The organism is Streptomyces sp. NPDC027189 (assembly GCF_055566975.1).
In genome coordinates this window covers 1-17,956 of sequence record NZ_JBVHRI010000003.1, presented here as the reverse complement: position 1 = coordinate 17,956, position 17,956 = coordinate 1, and the positions used below count along the sequence as shown (strand labels likewise).

The 17,956-nt window shown below is 67.8% G+C and carries 20 protein-coding genes and 2 pseudogenes; 11 read left to right on the top strand and 11 right to left on the bottom strand.

The window, feature by feature from the left end:
- Window positions 1-245: 245 nt before the first annotated feature.
- Complete coding sequence (locus ACZ4RZ_RS07885; protein ID WP_467743118.1) at window positions 246-1,370, bottom strand: S-adenosylmethionine:tRNA ribosyltransferase-isomerase; 1,125 nt, start codon at window positions 1,368-1,370, stop codon at window positions 246-248.
- Window positions 1,367-2,062 carry an SDR family NAD(P)-dependent oxidoreductase gene (locus ACZ4RZ_RS07880; RefSeq protein ID WP_467743117.1) on the bottom strand — a complete coding sequence of 232 codons (696 nt, stop codon included), beginning with the start codon at window positions 2,060-2,062 and terminating at the stop codon, window positions 1,367-1,369. The genes ACZ4RZ_RS07885 and ACZ4RZ_RS07880 overlap by 4 nt, the downstream gene beginning before the upstream one ends.
- A 187-nt stretch (window positions 2,063-2,249) precedes the next feature.
- On the opposite strand from ACZ4RZ_RS07880, the gene ACZ4RZ_RS07875 reads away from it, so the two are divergent.
- From ACZ4RZ_RS07875 to ACZ4RZ_RS07860, 4 genes are all read left to right on the top strand, one after another.
- A complete protein-coding gene (locus ACZ4RZ_RS07875; protein ID WP_467743116.1) occupies window positions 2,250-3,395 on the top strand; it encodes a GAF domain-containing sensor histidine kinase in 1,146 nt (381 codons plus the stop codon).
- Window positions 3,388-4,029: a response regulator gene (locus ACZ4RZ_RS07870; RefSeq protein ID WP_467743115.1), complete on the top strand. Its 642-nt coding sequence runs from the start codon at window positions 3,388-3,390 to the stop codon at window positions 4,027-4,029. Before ACZ4RZ_RS07875 ends, ACZ4RZ_RS07870 begins: the two co-directional genes overlap by 8 nt.
- Window positions 4,030-4,234: 205 nt before the next feature.
- Entirely contained in the window at window positions 4,235-4,480 is a 246-nt protein-coding gene (locus ACZ4RZ_RS07865; protein ID WP_467743114.1) for a chaplin, read from the top strand.
- A gap of 197 nt (window positions 4,481-4,677) precedes the next feature.
- Window positions 4,678-4,917, top strand: a complete 240-nt coding sequence (locus ACZ4RZ_RS07860) for a chaplin (RefSeq protein ID WP_467743113.1) — start codon at window positions 4,678-4,680, stop codon at window positions 4,915-4,917.
- Window positions 4,918-5,419: 502 nt separating this feature from the next.
- On the opposite strand, the gene ACZ4RZ_RS07855 is transcribed toward ACZ4RZ_RS07860, so the two are convergent.
- Window positions 5,420-6,208 (bottom strand): hypothetical protein, encoded by a 789-nt coding sequence (locus ACZ4RZ_RS07855; protein ID WP_467743112.1) that lies wholly within the window; start codon window positions 6,206-6,208, stop codon window positions 5,420-5,422.
- 121 nt (window positions 6,209-6,329) lie between these two features.
- Between ACZ4RZ_RS07855 and ACZ4RZ_RS07850 the strand changes: the two genes are divergently transcribed.
- The 3 genes from ACZ4RZ_RS07850 (at window position 6,330) to ACZ4RZ_RS07840 (ending at window position 8,750) form a co-directional block, all read left to right on the top strand.
- Complete coding sequence (locus tag ACZ4RZ_RS07850) at window positions 6,330-7,121, top strand: ABC transporter ATP-binding protein (RefSeq protein ID WP_467743111.1); 792 nt, start codon at window positions 6,330-6,332, stop codon at window positions 7,119-7,121.
- 128 nt (window positions 7,122-7,249) lie between these two features.
- The gene (locus ACZ4RZ_RS07845) at window positions 7,250-7,684 is read left to right on the top strand and encodes an NfeD family protein (protein ID WP_467743110.1); all 435 of its coding nucleotides are present in this window, start codon (window positions 7,250-7,252) and stop codon (window positions 7,682-7,684) included.
- 130 nt (window positions 7,685-7,814) lie between these two features.
- Window positions 7,815-8,750 (top strand): SPFH domain-containing protein, encoded by a 936-nt coding sequence (locus ACZ4RZ_RS07840; protein ID WP_467743109.1) that lies wholly within the window; start codon window positions 7,815-7,817, stop codon window positions 8,748-8,750.
- Between the two features lie 57 nt (window positions 8,751-8,807).
- Here ACZ4RZ_RS07840 and ACZ4RZ_RS07835 read toward each other — a convergent pair whose 3' ends face one another.
- The 3 genes from ACZ4RZ_RS07835 to ACZ4RZ_RS07825 form a co-directional block, all read right to left on the bottom strand.
- A complete protein-coding gene (locus ACZ4RZ_RS07835; RefSeq protein ID WP_399097457.1) occupies window positions 8,808-9,314 on the bottom strand; it encodes an HNH endonuclease in 507 nt (168 codons plus the stop codon).
- Window positions 9,315-9,475: 161 nt separating this feature from the next.
- On the bottom strand, window positions 9,476-10,015 hold the full coding sequence (locus ACZ4RZ_RS07830) for a YbhB/YbcL family Raf kinase inhibitor-like protein (RefSeq protein ID WP_467743108.1): 540 nt from the start codon (window positions 10,013-10,015) through the stop codon (window positions 9,476-9,478).
- 40 nt (window positions 10,016-10,055) lie between these two features.
- The gene (locus ACZ4RZ_RS07825) at window positions 10,056-10,841 is read right to left on the bottom strand and encodes a sporulation protein (RefSeq protein ID WP_467743107.1); all 786 of its coding nucleotides are present in this window, start codon (window positions 10,839-10,841) and stop codon (window positions 10,056-10,058) included.
- A gap of 197 nt (window positions 10,842-11,038) precedes the next feature.
- Here ACZ4RZ_RS07825 and ACZ4RZ_RS07820 point away from each other — a divergent pair.
- The 3 genes and pseudogenes from ACZ4RZ_RS07820 to ACZ4RZ_RS07810 form a co-directional block, all read left to right on the top strand.
- Window positions 11,039-11,290 (top strand): annotated as a pseudogene (locus tag ACZ4RZ_RS07820) (DNA-3-methyladenine glycosylase); the annotation flags it as partial.
- Window positions 11,291-11,304: 14 nt separating this feature from the next.
- A complete protein-coding gene (locus tag ACZ4RZ_RS07815) occupies window positions 11,305-11,916 on the top strand; it encodes a DNA-3-methyladenine glycosylase (protein ID WP_467743106.1) in 612 nt (203 codons plus the stop codon).
- A gap of 967 nt (window positions 11,917-12,883) precedes the next feature.
- Complete coding sequence (locus ACZ4RZ_RS07810) at window positions 12,884-13,129, top strand: hypothetical protein (protein ID WP_467743105.1); 246 nt, start codon at window positions 12,884-12,886, stop codon at window positions 13,127-13,129.
- A 36-nt stretch (window positions 13,130-13,165) separates the two neighbouring features.
- Here the strand turns inward: ACZ4RZ_RS07810 and ACZ4RZ_RS07805 are convergent, their stop codons facing one another.
- The 5 genes from ACZ4RZ_RS07805 to ACZ4RZ_RS07785 form a co-directional block, all read right to left on the bottom strand.
- Window positions 13,166-13,402: a DUF7848 domain-containing protein gene (locus tag ACZ4RZ_RS07805; RefSeq protein WP_467743104.1), complete on the bottom strand. Its 237-nt coding sequence runs from the start codon at window positions 13,400-13,402 to the stop codon at window positions 13,166-13,168.
- Between the two features lie 290 nt (window positions 13,403-13,692).
- A complete protein-coding gene (locus ACZ4RZ_RS07800) occupies window positions 13,693-14,526 on the bottom strand; it encodes a helix-turn-helix domain-containing protein (RefSeq protein ID WP_467743103.1) in 834 nt (277 codons plus the stop codon).
- Window positions 14,523-15,038, bottom strand: coding sequence for a DUF6879 family protein (locus ACZ4RZ_RS07795; RefSeq protein WP_467743102.1), 516 nt, complete (start codon window positions 15,036-15,038; stop codon window positions 14,523-14,525). The genes ACZ4RZ_RS07800 and ACZ4RZ_RS07795 overlap by 4 nt, the downstream gene beginning before the upstream one ends.
- Window positions 15,022-15,225 (bottom strand): hypothetical protein, encoded by a 204-nt coding sequence (locus ACZ4RZ_RS07790; protein WP_467743101.1) that lies wholly within the window; start codon window positions 15,223-15,225, stop codon window positions 15,022-15,024. The genes ACZ4RZ_RS07795 and ACZ4RZ_RS07790 overlap by 17 nt, the downstream gene beginning before the upstream one ends.
- 255 nt (window positions 15,226-15,480) lie before the next feature.
- Entirely contained in the window at window positions 15,481-16,929 is a 1,449-nt protein-coding gene (locus ACZ4RZ_RS07785; RefSeq protein ID WP_467743100.1) for a recombinase family protein, read from the bottom strand.
- A 61-nt stretch (window positions 16,930-16,990) separates the two neighbouring features.
- On the opposite strand from ACZ4RZ_RS07785, the pseudogene ACZ4RZ_RS07780 reads away from it, so the two are divergent.
- Window positions 16,991-17,386, top strand: a pseudogene (locus ACZ4RZ_RS07780) (DNA-3-methyladenine glycosylase); the annotation flags it as partial.
- Window positions 17,387-17,956: the final 570 nt, after the last annotated feature.

The window sequence follows — 17,956 nt, the reverse complement described above, 5'->3', positions numbered from 1 at the left end:
AGAGTGTTTCCGGAACAAGCGCCGTGGGACGGAACCCGAGGCGCTGAGCGACGGAGGCAATTCTTAGCGGCCGCAAAATGCTGTGGCAAAGGTGTGACGTACGAAGCCGGGTAGTGGACACGGAAAGGGCAAAACGGGGCAGACTGTCACGTCTGCCCCGCTCATACGGGATCCCTTTATCTCCTATGTACCTTCGTACGTGATGTGCGCCCTATGTGCGGGCTCACATCGGTCGTACATCAATCTCACCTGCAGTTGCGGGAGCAACGCTCAGAGTGAGGGGCCTCGCTCGGGAGGATGAGGTGCACGTCCCCGAACTCGTGCCAGAGGTAGAGCCCGCGCAGTGCCTCGTCGTAGCTGCGGTCGATCGCCGCCCGTCCCGCGATCGCCTCCAGCATCAGCAGATGCGAGGCCTCCGGCTCGTGCAGCCCGGTCAGCAGTCCGTCGACGACCCGCACCCCGCGCTCCGGGGTCACCACGAGATCGGTCCAGCCCTTCGCCGCCCGGACCATTCCGTCGGGGCCCGTCGCGGACTCGACGGCACGCACGGCCGTCGTACCGACCGCGATGATCCGGCCGCCGCCGGCCTTCGCCGCGTTGATCAGCCGCGCCGACGCTCCGGGCACCTCGTACCGCTCCGGATACGGCGGCTCATGGGCCTCCGCCGACGCGACTCCCGTGTGCAGCGTGATCGGCGCGAACTGCACACCCCGGCTCACCAGCTCCGCCACCACGCGCGCGGTGAAGGGGCGCGCCGCGCTCGGCATCTCCGCACTGCCCGCGCCGTCGGCGGACGGCAGCGCGAACACCGTCTGGTACACGGGCAGCGGCTGGTCCCTCTCTGTATAGGAGTAGCGAATGGGCCGCCCGTGCCGCCGCAGCAGCCCCAGGACGTCCGCGTCCGACACCCGCGCCCACCACAGCCGTGGGCTCCGCGAGGCAAGCGGCTCCTCCAGTACGAGTCGTACGTCCTCGGGGAGGCGGACCTCTGTTCCCGCGGGCCCGCCCGCACGCGCGCGCGTGGTTCCCCTTCCGTCGGGCTCCCGCAGCTCGACCGCCCACCGACCGTCATCGCCGCGCGTGGAGAAATGCACCACCACGCGCGCGTGCCCGATCCTTGCGTCGACGGCGGCCGCCAGGGTGGTGGAGGTGTTGACGACGAGCAGATCCCCGGCCTTTAACTGCCGCGGCAGTTCCACGAACTCGTGATGCGACACCTCGGTGCCACGCGACACCAGCAGCCGTACGGAGTCCCGGTCGCGCCCGGGCCCCCGCTGCTCGGCCGGCACCTGTGCCGACAGCTCCTCCGGAACCCTCCCCCACTCTCGATTGCCGCCCTCGAGCGGGGGGACCCCCATCGCGGTCGTCATCGCTCCTCCAGCAGAGCCGGGGCGCCGTAACGACCACTGACCGGCCGCTCGTCCAGCAGCCGCAGAAAGGCCGGAACCACACTGTCCGGCGTCGGCCGTGGATCGTCGTCGTCCGGTACGGCTGCCGTGTACAGGTCCGTGCCCATGTCCCCGGGGTCGACCGCCCAGACCCGAAGACCCGGCTCCTCCTCGCCGAGGACCGCGGAGAGGTGGTCGAGGGCCGCCTTCGACGCTCCGTAGCCGCCCCACGTCGGGTACGCCTCGGCGGCGGCGTCCGAGCTGATGTCGATGACCGTGCCCGTCCGCGCGGCCCGCAGCAGCGGCAGCGCCTCCTGGATCAGCCCCAGCGCGGCGACGACGTTGACCTCGAGGGCCTGCCGCAGTCCGTCCAGGGTCAGCTCCTCCAGGTGTACCAGCGGCTCGGCCCCCAGCGCGCTCGCGTTGTTTACCAGGAGGTCGACGCCACCGAGCTTCCGGGCCACCGCGACCAGCTCGGCGCGGTGCCCGGCGTCCGTGACGTCCCCGGGGAGCGCCTCCACACGCGTCCCGTACCCGGACAGTGCCACCGCCGTCTCCTCCAGAACCCCGGCCGTTCTGGCGTCGAGCACCAGATCCCAGCCGCGCTCCGCCAGGGCCGCACCGAGCGCCCGCCCCAGCCCCCTCGAAGCCCCCGTGATGATCGCTACCGGCATGACATGCGTCCCCTCGTCCCGTGACCGCCGCTCCCGGCGGGTGTCTTCAACGTAGGAACCCGGCCGCCCCACCGCCTCGTGCGCGGGCCGCAATGATCCAGGGCCCTTCGTCCTAGTCCTCCCGGCCCAGGCGACCGCCATCACAGGTCCGATACGCGTTGTCACACCCCGCCGGTACTTTGGGGTCATGAGCCAAGGACCCCGGTCGGGCCTGTACGCGGTGAGTTCCGCGCTGCTGGCCATGAGCAGGCATCTCGAGGTGCGCGACGTCCTCAAGACGATCGTCGCCTCGGCCCGAGAGCTGCTCGACGCGCAGTACGCGGCCCTCGGCGTGCCCGACGACCACGGCGGCTTCGCCCAGTTCGTCGTCGACGGCGTCAGTGACGCCCAGTGGAAGGCCATCGGCCCGCTCCCGCGCCAGCACGGCATCCTCGCCGCGATGCTGCACGAGGCCCGCCCCGAGCGCCTGGCCGACGTGCGCAAGGACCCGCGTTTCGAAGGCTGGCCCTCGGCCCACCCCGACATGTCCGACTTCCTGGGCCTGCCGATCCGCGACGGCGACGACGTGATCGGTGCACTGTTCCTCGCGAACAAGAACTGCCCCAAAGCGGACGGCAGTTGCGGCTTCACCGAGGACGACGAGGAGCTGCTCACGATCCTCGCCCAGCACGCCGCGATCGCCCTGACGAATGCCCGCCTGTATGAGCGCAGCCGAGAGCTCACCATCGCTGAGGAGCGCTCCCGGCTCGCCCATGAACTCCACGACGCGGTCAGCCAGAAGCTGTTCTCCCTACGCCTCACCGCGCAGGCCGCCGCCGCCCTCGTCGACCGCGACCCGTCGCGCGCCAAGGGCGAACTCCAGCAGGTGGCCGCGCTCGCCGCGCAGGCCGCCGACGAACTGCGCGCGGCCGTCGTCGAGTTGCGCCCCACCGCCCTCGACGAGGACGGCCTGGTCGCCACTCTGCGCACTCACATCCAGGTCCTCGACCGCGCCCACTCCGCGCGCGTGACCTTCGCCGGCCGCGGGGTACGGGCGCTGCCCGCCGCCCAGGAGGAGGCCATGCTGCGCGTCGCCCAGGAGGCCCTGCACAACGCGCTGCGGCACTCCGGCGCCGCCCAGGTCGACGTGACCCTGGAAAAGCGTGGACCGGGCGCCGTGCTGCGCGTCACCGACGACGGCAGCGGCTTCGAACCCACCGCGATACGCAGCGCGGGCCGCCACCTCGGGCTCGTGTCGATGCGCGACCGGGCGAGCGGAGTCGGCGGCACACTCACCGTGGAATCGGCGCCCGACAAGGGCACCACGATAGAGATGGAGGTCCCTGGTGGCTGACGCAATCAAGGTGCTGCTCGTCGACGACCACCAAGTGGTCCGCCGGGGCCTGCGCACTTTCCTCGAGGTGCAGGACGACATCGAGGTCGTGGGAGAGGCGTCCGACGGCGCCGAAGGAGTCGCCCGCGCCGAGGAGTTGAAGCCCGACGTCGTCCTCATGGACGTCAAGATGCCCGGCATGGACGGCATCGACGCGCTGCGCAAGCTCCGCGAACTCGCCAACCCCGCGCGCGTGCTGATCGTCACCAGTTTCACCGAGCAGCGCACGGTCGTCCCGGCCCTGCGCGCGGGCGCCGCCGGGTATGTGTACAAGGACGTGGACCCCGACGCCCTGGCCGGCGCCATCCGCTCCGTGCACGCCGGGCACATCCTGCTGCAGCCCGAGGTCGCGGGCGCGCTGCTGTCCCAGGAGGAGGCCAACTCGGGCCAGGGGAGGGGCGGTTCGCTCACCGAGCGGGAACGCGAGGTGCTCGGCCTGATCGCGGACGGTCGCTCCAACCGGGAAATCGCCCGTGCGCTCGTCCTCTCCGAGAAGACCGTCAAGACGCATGTTTCGAACATCCTGATGAAACTCGACCTCGCCGACCGGACCCAGGCCGCGCTCTGGGCCGTGCGGCATGGGGCGGCGGGCTGATCACCAGCGGATACTCGACGGATCCGCGCTCTGGCCCACTCCTCGGGGTACGTCGGCGAGCGGCAATTCGGAGGGTTCCACTCCGGGATGAGATTCATACCGTCGTGTGTATGTCCCCCGGATGGCGCATCCTCTGTGGATCTCGACCGTTCTCCAATGCGTGCTGCGGCGACTTGCCGCAGTGATCGCAAGGAGGGGTTTCGAAGTGAAGAACCTGAAGAAGGCCACTGCTGTCGCGATGGTGGCCGGTGGCCTGGTTGCCGCTGGTGCCGGCATGGCCTCCGCCACCGACGGTGCGTGGGCGGGCGGCAGCGCCGAGGGCTCCCCGGGCGTCGTCTCGGGCAACCTCATCCAGGCCCCGGTGCACGTCCCCGTGAACGTGGTCGGCAACAGCGTGAACGTCATCGGCCTGCTGAACCCGGCCTTCGGCAACCTCGGCGTCAACCGCTGAGTTCCGTACCGGAACCATTGTGACCACCGGCCTTCCAGGGATCCCCTGGGAGGCCGGTCAGGTTGTCGTCTCATCGCCCGACTGAACCGAACGGACCTTTCGAGACGGTATCCCGTGCCGTCGGCGTTCTCCCTGGCGTTGCTCAGCGTACGACCCGCGGCCGGGTCGGACCCGTACACGCAGGAGGAACGCTTCCCATGAACATCGCCAAGAAGGCCGCCCTGGCCGTCACCGTCGCCGGTATCGCCGCGGGCGCTTCCGCCGGTGCCGCCCTTGCCGACTCGGGTGCCGAGGGCGCGACCATGAATTCCCCGGGCGTCGGCTCGGGCAACGTCGTCCAGGCCCCGGTGCACGTCCCCGTGAACGTGGTCGGCAACAGCGTGAACGTCATCGGCCTGCTGAACCCGGCCTTCGGCAACGAGGCTGCCAACGGCTGACCCGCACCAGCTGCGAGAGGGCCCCGCGAAGGAAACACTTCGCGGGGCCTTTCCTCGTCGCCCGCACGGCGCCGCCGCGGTGGTCATACCTGTGGGCCTGTGCGCTGCAGGGGCGTGGGCCCCACCCGCTGGGGAAGGGCGGGCGCCGACTGCTGTCGCACCGGTCGTAGCTGCGGGCATGCGTGCCGCTAGGGCCGGTCCGGCGGATCGGGTCGGAGGGGAGCTGCGGCGCCTCATAAGCGCGGGTGAGCGGGTCCTGGTGCCTCCAGCTGCGAGGCGGAGGAGGGCGACGACGCGATGGGGGTCCCCTGTTCGAGCGAAGTCGAGAACTTGGGGGGAGTCGGCAACCGACGACAACGCCGCGGATGGGCGTGCCAGGACCCGCGTCTTTGACATGATCCGCCGGACAGTTCCTGGGGGCGCACCCCTCCCAGACACAGCGGCACCCGGTAAGCGCACTCACCGCGAGCTCAGCCCCCACCCGGGGCGACGGGAACCCCGCTCAGCGAACCCCCCGCTCCCGCTCCTCCACGAACGCGTTGTACGCGGCCACCTGCGCCCGCCGAGCCGTCCGCTCCACCGGCCGCAGGGCCTCCGCCCGAGCTGCCATCTCCGAGGCGCTCACCGCCCCACCGTGCCCGTTCTCGTACGCGACGGAGATCAGCAACCCCACCCGCTGAGCAAGCTCCAGCACCCGCACCGCCCGCGGCGGATACCCGGGAGCGAGAACCTCCCGCCCCCGCTCCGCCCGAGCCCGATACGCATCGATCGCCGCCTCGGCAACCGGCCCCGACCCCGCCACATCCAGCCGCGACAACACCTCCGTCGCCTCGCGCAACGCCTCCGCCAGCTCCCGCTCGGCCTCCCCGAGCGAGGGCACATCGGCGGGCGGCGCCTGCCGTACCGGCAGACAGTGCCAGACGACCTCCACGCGCACATCGCCGTCAGGCCCCGCCTCGTACACCTCCGGCACCAGGCCCAGCGCAGCGCCGTGACAGACGACGGCCTCCTCGGCATCGATGGCGCGCGCGTTGAAGTCCGGCGGTCCGCTCAGCCCGAGCGGATGCCCCGGCGCGGGCAGCGCGACCCGCAGCCCGGTCACCCCGAGCGCGCGCAGCCGGCCGAGGGCGAGCGTGAGCCCCACGGGCCCCGACTCGCCCGGCAGCCCCTCGACCCGGTGCACCGCGTCCTCGCCGACGATGGCGAGCACCGCGTCATCCGGCGAAATAAGTCCGGCCAAAAGGGCATTTCCCCATGCGGCCAACTGTCCAGAGCGTGGTTCCGAGAGCATGCCCCCACCCTAAGGACCGACCGATGGAATGGAGCGACCGACCGGTGGCGTAGGTTTTCCCTGGGGGCTGCGTCCACAGACGTAAGCGACGGCCGAGACTGCAATGGGAGACAACGCGCTCATGAGCGATGTACTGGAGCTGGAGGACGTATCCGTGGTCCGCGAGGGCCGGGCTCTGGTGGACCAGGTCTCCTGGTCGGTCAAGGAGGGGGAGCGCTGGGTCATCCTCGGCCCCAACGGTGCCGGAAAAACGACCCTTCTGAATGTCGCCTCCAGCTACCTCTTCCCCAGCCAGGGCACCGCCACCATCCTCGGCGAGACCCTCGGCAAGGTCGACGTCTTCGAGCTGCGCCCGCGCATCGGAATCGCCGGCATCGCCATGGCAGAGAAGCTCCCCAAGCGCCAGACCGTCCTGCAGACCGTGCTCACCGCCGCATACGGCATGACCGCCGGCTGGCACGAGGACTACGAGGACGTCGACGAGCAGCGCGCCCGCGCCTTCCTCGACCGCCTCGGCATGAGCGATTACCTGGACCGCAAGTTCGGCACCCTCTCCGAGGGCGAGCGCAAGCGCACCTTGATCGCCCGCGCCCTGATGACCGACCCCGAGCTGCTCCTGCTCGACGAGCCCGCCGCGGGCCTCGACCTCGGTGGGCGCGAGGACCTCGTACGCCGCCTCGGCCGCCTCGCCCGCGACCCGATCGCGCCCTCCATGATCATGGTCACGCACCACGTCGAGGAGATCGCCCCCGGCTTCACCCACGTCCTGATGATCCGTCAGGGCAAGGTGCTCGCCGCGGGCCCGCTGGAGCTCGAACTCACCTCGCGCAACCTCTCCCTCTGCTTCGGCCTCCCGCTCGTCGTCGCACAGAACGGCGAGCGCTGGACCGCGCAGGGCCTGCCGATGGCCTGAACGCCGGGACTCCCGGACCCGTTGTGAACTCCGGAGCGCGGAGTGCCCGGACCCGCGCCGCGGACCGGGCGTGTCCCAGTTGATCGCGCGCCCTGTCCGCCGGCGGAGCGCGGTCCTACCATGACCATGTGAACGACATCAACGCGTGGGTGTGGTGGCTGGTTGCGGCGGCCGGGCTCGGTATCCCGCTCGTCGTGACCGCGATGCCTGAGTTCGGCATGCTCGCCGTGGGCGCCGTCGCCGCCGCGGTCTCTGCGGGCCTCGGCGCTGGTGTCGTCATCCAAGTGCTCGTCTTCGCCGTCGTCTCGGTCGCCCTCATCGCCGTCGTACGACCCATCGCGGCCCGGCACCGCGCGCAGCGGCCCCAACTCGCCACGGGAGTGGAGGCGTTGAAGGGCAAGCAGGCCATCGTCCTGGAACGGGTGGACGGTTCGGGCGGTGGTCGGATCAAACTCGGCGGAGAGATCTGGTCGGCACGTGCCCTCGACGCCGGACAGGCCTACGAGGCAGGCCAAGAAGTGGACGTCGTGGACATCGACGGCGCCACGGCGATCGTCATGTGACCTCGTACGACGCAAGTGAACCGAACGCCCCACGTGGCAGACGACGGTCTGTCAGACTCGTCCAGCAAGATCTTCAACAACCATAAGATCTTCCGGAATTACCGAGCGGAGAAGGGTACGGGGAGCAACGATGGAACCGATCATCATCGTCCTGATCATTCTGGTGGTGTTGGTCTTCATCGCCCTGATCAAGACCATCCAGGTCATCCCACAGGCCAGCGCCGCCATCGTCGAGCGCTTCGGACGCTACACGCGCACCCTGAACGCCGGTCTGAACATCGTCGTCCCGTTCATCGACTCGATCCGCAACCGCATCGACCTGCGTGAACAGGTCGTGCCGTTCCCTCCGCAGCCGGTGATCACCCAGGACAACCTGGTCGTCAACATCGACACGGTCATCTACTACCAGGTGACCGACGCCCGGGCCGCCACGTACGAAGTCGCCAGCTACATCCAGGCGATCGAGCAGCTCACCGTCACCACACTGCGCAACATCATCGGCGGCATGGACCTGGAGCGCACCCTCACCTCTCGCGAGGAGATCAACGCGGCCCTGCGCGGCGTCCTCGACGAGGCCACCGGCAAGTGGGGCATCCGCGTCAACCGCGTCGAGCTCAAGGCGATCGAGCCGCCCACCTCCATCCAGGACTCGATGGAGAAGCAGATGCGCGCCGACCGCGACAAGCGCGCCGCGATCCTCACCGCCGAAGGTATCCGCCAGTCGCAGATCCTCACCGCCGAAGGTGAGAAGCAGTCCGCGATCCTGCGCGCCGAAGGTGAGGCCAAGGCAGCCGCTCTGCGCGCCGAGGGCGAGGCCCAGGCCATCCGTACGGTCTTCGAGTCCATCCACGCGGGCGACGCGGACCAGAAGCTCCTCGCTTACCAGTACCTCCAGATGCTCCCCAAGATCGCCGAGGGCGACGCCAACAAGCTCTGGATCGTGCCCAGCGAGATCGGCGACGCCCTCAAGGGCCTGAGCGGCGCCATGGGCAACTTCGGCCCCATGGGCGGCGGTTCGGGCAACGGCGGCAGCGAGCGCCGCGAAAAGCCCTCCGTCACCGACTGACGTCGTACGACGATGGGGCCCACCTCCCGGCGGAGGTGGGCCCCATCGTCGTACGAGCTAGGCCGCAGGCTGTGCCAGCCACTCCGGCAGCGAGTCGAAGTCGTCCTGGCCGAGCGCCAGCAGCATCGCGTCCGCCGGCGTCGGCTCGAAGGGCTGCCGCAGCAGCGGCATACCCGCCTGCTCCGGCGTACGGGCCGCCTTGCGGTGGTTGTCCTCCGCGCACGAGGCGACCGTGTTCAGCCAGGAGTCCTGGCCGCCCTGCGCCCGCGGTACCACGTGGTCCACGGTCGTGGCGCGCCGACCGCAGTACGCGCACCTGTGCCGGTCGCGTACCAGCACACCGCGTCGCGACCACGGTGCTTGTCTTCGGAACGGCACCCGGACATAGCGGCAGAGCCTGATCACCCGGGGCACGGGTATGTCGAGCGCCGCTCCGCGCATACGGAGTTCGGGGTGGGCCTGCTCCACGACGGCCTTGTCCTGCAGCACCAGAACGACGGCTCGGTTCAACGTCACCGTCGACAGCGGCTCAAAGCTCGCGTTCAGTACCAGCGTGTCCCGCATCCAGCCCACCTCCCGTGTGCACCGGCCCACCCCCTGGCGGACGGGCTTGGATCAACTCTGGCCGGGCGCGCCGAGATGGACAACGCAATAAAAAATGCCCGCCTCTGATCACTTCCAAGACCAGAGGCGGGCAAACGTTCAGTGAACGCTTGGCTGGCTGCTCAGCTTTCCGACGGATTCTCGTACTCGCCGATCAACTGGGCACGCGCCAGTGTGTGGAACCGCAGGTTGAAGCCCACGACGGCCGGTGACACCTCGGAGTCCGGCCCCAGCTTCTCGCTGTCGACGGCGTACACCGTGAAGACGTACCGGTGCGGTCCGTCCCCGGGCGGCGGCGCCGCCCCGCCGAAGTCCTTCGTCCCGTAGTCGTTGCGGACGTGCACGGCACCCTCGGGAAGCCCCTCGAACTTGCCGCTGCCCGCACCCGTCGGCAGTTCCGTGACGGACACCGGGATGTCGAAGAGCACCCAGTGCCAGAACCCGCTGCCCGTCGGGGCATCCGGATCGAAGCACGTCACGGCGAAGCTCTTCGTCCCGGCCGGGAAGCCTTCCCAGCGCAGTTGCGGCGATGTATTGCCCGCCGCGTACACCTGGGCGTCCGCCAGTACCGCACCCGGCGCGATGTCGTCGCTCACCACGGTGAACGACGGCACCGGCGGATGGAAGTCATGGGGAAGCGGGGCCCTCTTCGCCTCGGTCACGTCTCAACCTCCGATTCGGCCGACTGCCTGCGCTCGTAGCCTAGAACCAGCTGCGCTTGCTACCGACTTCCGACAGCCACTGATTCAGGTACGCGGCCCAGTCCGTGCCCTGGTAGTCGTGCAGCCCCACCTGGAAGGACCGGTACGAGTCGCTGCCCTCACTGAACAGGCCCGGCTTCTTGTCCATCTCCAGGACGACGTCCATCGCGCGGTCGTCCGCGACGAAGCTCAGCTCCACCTGGTTCAGCCCACGGTACTGGGACGGCGGGAAGAACTCGATCTCCTGGTAGAACGGCAGCTTCTGCCGCGTACCACGGATGTGACCGCGCTCCATGTCCGCGTTCTTGAAGCGGAAGCCCAGCTGAATGAAGGCGTCCAGGAGCGCCTTCTGCGCCGGCAGCGGGTGCACATTGATCGGGTCCAGGTCACCGGAGTCCACGGCCCGCGCGATCTCCAGCTCCGTGGTCACACCGATGTGCATCCCGCGCAGGCTCTGCCCGTCGATCATGGTGATCGGCGTCTCCCAAGGGATCTCCAGGCCGAACGGCACCGCGTGCACCGCGCCCGCCTGCAGCTCGAAGGCGCCACCGAGCCGAAGCTTGGTGAACTCGATGTCCTGCTTGTACTCCTGGTCGTCGTGGCCCTCGACCTCGACCTTGGCCTGCAGACCGACCGACAGACCCTCGATCGCCTGGGTCACCGACCCGCCCTGGATCCGCACCTCACCCTGGACGACACCGCCCGGAACGGTGTTGACCTCCGTCAGCACCGTCTCGACCGAAGCCCCACCGGCCCCCAGGCTCGCAAGCAGCCGCTTGAACCCCATGTCACTTCCTCCCCAGGCAACGCCTGTTCCATCTGCCGTGTCCGTCTGTATTCCTTGATCCCTACAAACGCGATCCGGCCGCGGACGGTTCCGCGCCCTCACCCTTCCAAGAGAGAGGAGCCCTGGCCACCCCATCGACAAGCATCCGTCCGGACTACTCAGGACTACTCCGGCTTGGTGGACTACGCTCGTACGCCATGATCGCGGCCCCTGACCGTACGCCCCTCACACGCGAGTTCTTCGACCGCCCCGTACTGGACATCGCGCCCGACCTCCTGGGTCGCATCCTCGTGCGCACCACCCCGGACGGTCCGATCGAGCTCCGCCTCACAGAGGTCGAGGCGTACGACGGCCCGAACGACCCCGGCTCCCACGCCTATCGCGGCCGCACAGCCCGCAACGACGTGATGTTCGGTCCGCCCGGCCACGTCTACTTCACCTACGGCATGTCAAGGCGGTCAGCATGAACGTCATGGATCTTGCTCACCCCGCTGAAGAAGTCGCCCCCAAGCTGCTCGGTGCCATCCTCACCCACGAGACCCCCGAGGGAACCGTGAGCATCACCATCACGGAGACCGAGGCGTACTCCGGTTCGGCCGACCCTGCCTCCCACGCCTACCGAGGCAGGACACCCCGAAACGCCGTCATGTTCGGACCCGCGGGACACCTGTACGTCTACCGGTCTCACGGACTCCACTGGTGCGCCAACGTCGTCACCGGGGCAGACGGCATCGCTACAGCTGTCCTCATCCGGGCAGGCAGGGTCATCGCAGGGGAAGACCTGGCACGCAAGCGGCGAGGGGGCAAGGTCGAGAGTCCACGTCTCGCGCGGGGGCCGGGGAACTTCTGCCAAGCGCTCGGCATCACGGCAGAGCACAACGGCACAGACCTACTGGCAGGCGCCTCCGTCACGCTGTCCGAGGGTGAGCCAGTACCCGCCGCAATCATCCGGGTTGGTCCTCGGGTAGGCGTGAGCAAAGCCCACGACTGGCAGCACCGCTTCTACCTCGTCGGTGATCCAACAGTCTCGGCGTACCGACTGAGCCCGAGAGCCAAGCCGTCCACCGGAGCCTGAGCCGCTGTGCGCCTCGCTCGCGGCTCGCCGGTGAGTCGGCGCGGAGTTGGTCCCGAAGATGCGTGATCGCTCGCGAGCGTGGCGCGTGACGCGTTCCTGGCCGGTCGAGTGACTGCCGACGTGCGCCGACCCGGACCGGAGGGGTGGGGCCCTTTCTTTGCTTCCGGCGCTGTGCTCCGGGTCACGTCACCTGCGGGAATCATCCCGCGCCATCGCCCGTTGGGCCGTACTGATCACTCCTGTACGCACGCCGAAAGAACGAGGCCACATGACCCCCGCTTGACGGGGACATCGGGCACGTAGCCGCGCCCCGCTTCGGCGTACAGGAAGGAGCCACCACAGGTGGCTATCTGGTTCCCCCGAAACAGCCCATGGGGTGCCGTGTCTCAGTACCACTTCCGAGACATGGCGAGCGACGCTCGACACTCGCTCGCGTACCGCGTGCACTTCGCCGCGATCGGCTGGGCCGACAGAGATGGGCACGCGGCATTCCAGCCGAGCGAGCTGGCTCATGTCCTAGTCGACGAGAACAGTGTGATCCCCAGCAGGCAGAGCGTTAGCGGCGCGGTGCGCCGAGCCAAGAAGCTGGACCTCATCGCCCCGGAGTCCAACGCCACCTGCCTCGTCCTCTCGCAGACAGCGTTTCCGCAAGGAGAAGGGCGCGCCCAAGCCGTGCCGCCCTCACCCGGACCGACGCTAGCCAGAGGTAAGCGCCACACGTGTACCGAGTACACCTCTCAGGCGTACCAACACCAGGCTTGACCTGCGGAAACGTTCGCTCCCTCTCTATCTATTTGGGCAGCGGCGAAAGAAGCAGGGGGTAAGTCAGCAAGCCTTATACGCAAGGCGTCTTCGTCAAGAGCCCGGCGCCCTGCGCCGGGACTTCCGCAAGCCGTCTTCGCCAGGGGCGGTGAGGCAACCTGACCAGGAGTCATGAGTGGGCGGCAAGCGCAAGCAGACTCAACGGATGACCAAGGAAGTGTGGCTGGCCCGGGAACTCTTGAAGGCCCCTATACGGAGCCAAGAGCACCGAAGGCACGTGGCCAAACTCTGGGGACGCGATCCCGACCTGCTCTCTCCCCATGAGGAATACGTAAAGGACTGCGAGGCACATAAGGTGCTGTACGCGGCGATTCTCAAGGCGTGGGAGGAAGAAGGGGTCGCCCTACACGATGCCATTGAGGAAGCAGGCCTAAACCGGACGTATCCCTAGCCTCCCACGGTCGATGATGTGACTTCTCGTACGCCGTCATCCTGTCCCCTTGACTTCGTCCCGGATCACCATCGCGAACGACGTGCAGATACGCCGGAAGCCCCGGTGATTGCTCCGGCCGGTGTGGCTCATGCACTCCACGTCGACCGCCGCACCGTCAGTCGACGGCTGCGCCGTCCACTTGCAGTGAAGGCACTCCGCCTCGAAGGTCACATCAGTGTCCGGGTGCCGCGTGATCCGGTGTCTGACGTACCGCAGCACAGCACGAGTCATCGATGCCCCCGTGTCCGGTGCGGGTGGCTGCGAATCTCCACATCAGCGTCCGTAGCCGCCGACAGCTCACCCCTGTCACGCGCTGCCTGTCGTTGCTTGACCAGTGCGGAGCAGATGTCGCAGCCCGGCGCGGGCTTGGGCGGCGGGAGCGGAAGCGTGAGGTTCACCGGTCCCTGCATCGTTGTCCGTGGCGTGCTCATCCTGTGCGACCTCCCCGACTGCGTCTGTGCCGAAGAGCATCGCGTGAGATCTGCATGGGATCGCGCTTCAGTCGCGTTGTGGACTGAACTTCATGCACGACAAGCAGCGGACCACTCGGCGAGCCTCGCTCGAAGTTCCTCGCCGAAGAGCGCGCGTTCCTCGTAGCCGGCGAACTCCGTCAAGTAGCTCTGAACGTCTCGGCCGTCGCGGAGTACGAGACTGCCCGCCGTGGTCTCGATGGTGACCAAGGCAGCGTCATAGACGGTGAAGGTGTTCAGCGGAGTTCGGGGCGTTGGCGCCCCTACGGGGATCACGCCGATTCGAACGTTCGGAAGGTAGGACAGAGAGGCCAAGCGGTCCATCTGCTCGGCCAACGCCAACCGCGAGACGACCGGCCAGCGAACCGCCTGCTCAGTCAGAACGAACGTGAACCGCTTCGAGGCGTCGTAGAGGACGGCTTGCCGTCCCAGCTTCCCCGCTACGGCCTTGCTCGTGTCGGCCGTCGAGTGGGCCAGGCTCGCTCGTACGTACTCCGGTGTTGCGAGCAGTCCGGTAACCATCGAGAGCAGGAAGTAGCGCATGCGCGTAGAGGACGCTTCGAGTGACTTCAACTCGGCCTGTCTCGTACCGAGCCCCTTGCGCCGAAGGTCTCGGAGGTTCCGCCACTCGGTGTTCGCCATCCTGGCGAGGGCGGAGACCTCGGCGACCAGTTCCGGCGGAGCGTCCAGCGCTCGCAAGATCTGCTCGACGTCGACCAGGGACGGCCGTGTCCGGCCGTTCTCGATGCGAGACACCTTCGACTGGGACATGTTGCAGCGCGCTGCGAGCCGGTCCCCTGAGAGGCCGACTCGCTTGCGCAAGTCCCGAAGCAGAGTGGCGAGTTCGGTACCAGACTCGCCAAGCTGCTCAGCTTCGAACGTCACCCGTTCACGTACTCCAGGAAGGGAACCGACTCGGCAACGGCGATGCTCTGCCACTCGATGAACGGCGCAGGGCCACCCTCGTACAGCTCTCGGCTGGTCTGCGTGCCTTCGCCCCCGTAGTGCATCAGGACGACCGTCGAGCGGTCGAACATCCAGAAGTCCGCGACATCCGGCAACGGGTTCTCCCGCTCGGTCACGTCAAGGATGCGGATGTCCTCCCCGGCGAGCACGTGCGGTGCGTAGTACCGGGAGAATTCGAAGCGCAGGTACTCGGAGAGCGGTCGAGTCAGGACGTGCACTCGACCCTTGCTCCTCCCCTCACCGCGCAACCGCCTCAGGTTTTCCGTGTACGCCGACGAGTAGGTGTCCGGGTCGACGCGCTTGCCTGCGCGGAAGGCTTCGAGTTCTTCCGCCTCCTGCGGTACGAGGTACTGGGGCAGGGTCTCCAGCCGCCACGCTTCCGACTGGAAGCCCCGGAGCATCGCCCGCCACTCGTCACCATCCAAGAGCACGAACGGCCTCCCGAAGAACGCTCTCGGGGATCTCCACGAGCCCTTCCCCCTGCGGGGGAGTGAAAGCGTCGGACACGTCGTCCTGAACCACGATGGAGCCGGAAGCGGTTCGGTAGACGTTCGGGCAGTCGTCCTCCCCACACGTGCCGTTGCCGTTGCCAGTGAGCCGAGTCAGTTCTTCGCGCATGCGGAACCCCCTTGACTTGGCGGCCCGGTCGGCTGCCTGAGGCGACCGTACGGGGGCCGTTCGCGACCATCTATGCATAGACGTGACTCATGCACGTTGTTGCATGAACTGGGGAGCGAGAGGGGCGCACAGAGGCTCTGAGGGATGTCCGATTCTTCCTCGCTGGGTATGACGACGGGCACCGCCCGACTCTCGTCAGACAGGGCCCGTGCTCACTGAGCGCCGACAGTCGGCTCGGCTCTCCGTGATCGGATCTCAGGAGTTCCGGAACGTGATCCGGCAGTGCTCGGCCTTGAAGCCTCGGACCCCTCGACCGCGCGGCATCAGCTCCACTCGCTCGCAGACCTGCATGACGACGGTCCGCACGTAGTCGATGCGATCGGGGTCCTCGTAGTCCAGCTCCTCCCACAGGTACTCGACGTCGCCCAGGTCGACGCGCACCCGCTTCGCTGCCAGGTCTGCCAGCTCGGCCCGGATTTTGGTCAGGTCGGCGTCACACCTGCCGATGCCCGTCCGCAGGGTCGACGCGTCGATGTCTCCTACAGCGAACATCTCCGCCAGGGCAGTGCGCCTCTCGGATGCGGCAGTCTCCTCGGCGAGCAATTTGGCCTCTCGCTCTTCGTCTCCGTTGTCCGTGGCCGGTGCCGCGTTCCACTCCTCGGCCTTGTCGATGACCTTCCGGACCACGAAGGAGTCGAGAGCGTCTGCCGGGCAGGTGATGCACCGGCCACCTGAACAGGTGTAGATGCGGTACCGCTCGCCCGCCGCGTTCTTCCTGCTCCAACCCTGAGTGACGACGGCCTGACACTTCGAGCAGCGGACCACGCCGGACAACAGGGCCTTGCGCTTGCCGCCGCCGCCCGTGTTGCGCTCGGGATCGCTCAGGTAGCGGACCAGGGCTCGGAACACGCCCTCGGAGACGATCGCTTCCCAGTTACCCGCACAGGTCTCCTCGGTCAGCCGCACGCGCTTCCCGTCCGGTTTCTCGACCCACTGCGAGTACGTCTGGATTCCTGCGTTCCTCGGCTTCAAGAGGACACCCCGAAGGTTCGAGCTGCGCCACTCCTTGCCGTGCGGCGAGAGCAGTCCACGAGTGTTCCAGTCCTTCGCGATGGACCAGAGGGAGGCACCGGTCAGGACATCCCGGTACGCCTGCCGTAGGGCTTCCGCCTCTGCCTCACGGTGCCTGCCGTCACGCTCGAAGCCGAACGGGCGCGTACTCCAGAGGGGCCTCCCCGACTCTCTACGGCGCTGGTGTCCGAGTACCTGACGCTCTACTCGCATCTCGGTCTCGTTGCGAGCAACCACAGCTCCGATGCGAGCAGCGAGCCGGCCGGACGGGGTGGAGAGGTCGAGTACTCCCTGAGCCTGTGCGGCGGCCAGCGTAACGCCGGTCGCCTCGGCCAGGTCCACCAGGTCCTCAAGATCCCAAGGGGTGCGATACATGCGGTCGTAGTGGCGAGACACGATGGCGTCTGCCTTGCCGTCCTCCACCAGGGCCTTGACGCGCTCCCACTCGTCGCTTCGCTTGGCTCCCCGCTTGGTCGAGGCTGAGGTGTCCTTCTCGACGATCACGGCTACGACGGACCAGCCGTTCCGGTCGCAGAGCGCCTGACTCAGCTCGACCTGTTGTGTCAGGTTCCCGCCCTTGGACTCCTCGCCCCTCGGGGTGGGGCTGAGCCTGGCGTAGATGATCGCTCGCACTGCCTGGCTCCTGCTTGTCGTTGCCGTGCCGATGATGCCCGACATGCATGCTTCGTGAGTCACCTATGGCATGTGGCACTGCATGAACCTGGTGTGCGGTCCGGAGGGCCGGGCCAGTGCGGTCCTGCTGCGGGCCGGCGAGGTCACCGAGGGCGCCGAACTGGCCCGCAAACGTCGACTCCCGGCCCGAAGTGACAAGGAACTGGCCAAAGGGCCCGCACGCCTCGCCACGGCACTCGGGGTGGGCCGGTCGCTCAACGGCACTGATGCCTGCGGTCCCGAGGGCTCCCCACTGACCCTCCTGACGGGCACCCCCATCCACTCCGACCAGGTACGCAGCGGTCCCCGCACGGGCGTGGCCGGCGACGGGGGCGTCCACCCATGGCGCTTCTGGATCGCCAACGACCCGACGGTGAGCCCGTATCGGTCCCATACGCCACGCCGCCGCTCAACTTGACGCGTCCCTGGGGGATCCGTAATGTAGCCCGAGCCGCTTGAACCGGTTACGGCGTTCAGCCAGCAGCCGAGAGTGGCCAACCCACTACCTACGACTTCCCCTCGGCGGGGGCGAATTCGGCGTGCCTGCATGCCCGAATTCAAACTCGCGGAACTCGATTATGAGTTGCGGAGGGAATCGGCTAACGTAGTGAATGTCGAAAGGCCGCGAGGCGAAAGCACTCAAAGCCCGAAAGACAACCCGCCGGCCGGGAAACAGACGCGAAAGAGTCTGATAGAGTCGGAAACGCAAGACCGAAGGGAAGCGCCCGGAGGAAAGCCTGAGAGAGTCTCTCGGGTGAGTACAAAGGAAGCGTCCGTTCCTTGAGAACTCAACAGCGTGCCAAAAATCAACGCCAGATATGTTGATACCCCGTCCATCGGATACTTCCGGTGGCGAGGTTCCTTTGAAAAAGTCCTGCCGGACAGTGTTCGGCAGGCGCACAGCGAGGACGCTGTGAACCGTCCGATTATTCCTCGGACGGTTCCGCTCTCGTGGTGTCGTCCCGATTACGGGAAAACATTCACGGAG

Bases quoted from the DNA above. Each gene is read 5' to 3' on its own strand.
- ACZ4RZ_RS07885 (WP_467743118.1), bottom strand. From the start codon at position 1,370: ATGACGACCGCGATGGGGGTCCCCCCGCTCGAGGGCGGCAATCGAGAG.
- ACZ4RZ_RS07880 (WP_467743117.1), bottom strand. From the start codon at position 2,062: ATGCCGGTAGCGATCATCACGGGGGCTTCGAGGGGGCTGGGGCGGGCG.
- ACZ4RZ_RS07875 (WP_467743116.1), top strand. From the start codon at position 2,250: ATGAGCCAAGGACCCCGGTCGGGCCTGTACGCGGTGAGTTCCGCGCTG.
- ACZ4RZ_RS07860 (WP_467743113.1), top strand. From the start codon at position 4,678: ATGAACATCGCCAAGAAGGCCGCCCTGGCCGTCACCGTCGCCGGTATC.
- ACZ4RZ_RS07855 (WP_467743112.1), bottom strand. From the start codon at position 6,208: ATGCTCTCGGAACCACGCTCTGGACAGTTGGCCGCATGGGGAAATGCC.
- ACZ4RZ_RS07850 (WP_467743111.1), top strand. From the start codon at position 6,330: ATGAGCGATGTACTGGAGCTGGAGGACGTATCCGTGGTCCGCGAGGGC.
- ACZ4RZ_RS07840 (WP_467743109.1), top strand. From the start codon at position 7,815: ATGGAACCGATCATCATCGTCCTGATCATTCTGGTGGTGTTGGTCTTC.
- ACZ4RZ_RS07835 (WP_399097457.1), bottom strand. From the start codon at position 9,314: ATGCGGGACACGCTGGTACTGAACGCGAGCTTTGAGCCGCTGTCGACG.
- ACZ4RZ_RS07825 (WP_467743107.1), bottom strand. From the start codon at position 10,841: ATGGGGTTCAAGCGGCTGCTTGCGAGCCTGGGGGCCGGTGGGGCTTCG.
- ACZ4RZ_RS07815 (WP_467743106.1), top strand. From the start codon at position 11,305: ATGAACGTCATGGATCTTGCTCACCCCGCTGAAGAAGTCGCCCCCAAG.
- ACZ4RZ_RS07810 (WP_467743105.1), top strand. From the start codon at position 12,884: ATGACCAAGGAAGTGTGGCTGGCCCGGGAACTCTTGAAGGCCCCTATA.
- ACZ4RZ_RS07805 (WP_467743104.1), bottom strand. From the start codon at position 13,402: ATGACTCGTGCTGTGCTGCGGTACGTCAGACACCGGATCACGCGGCAC.
- ACZ4RZ_RS07790 (WP_467743101.1), bottom strand. From the start codon at position 15,225: ATGCGCGAAGAACTGACTCGGCTCACTGGCAACGGCAACGGCACGTGT.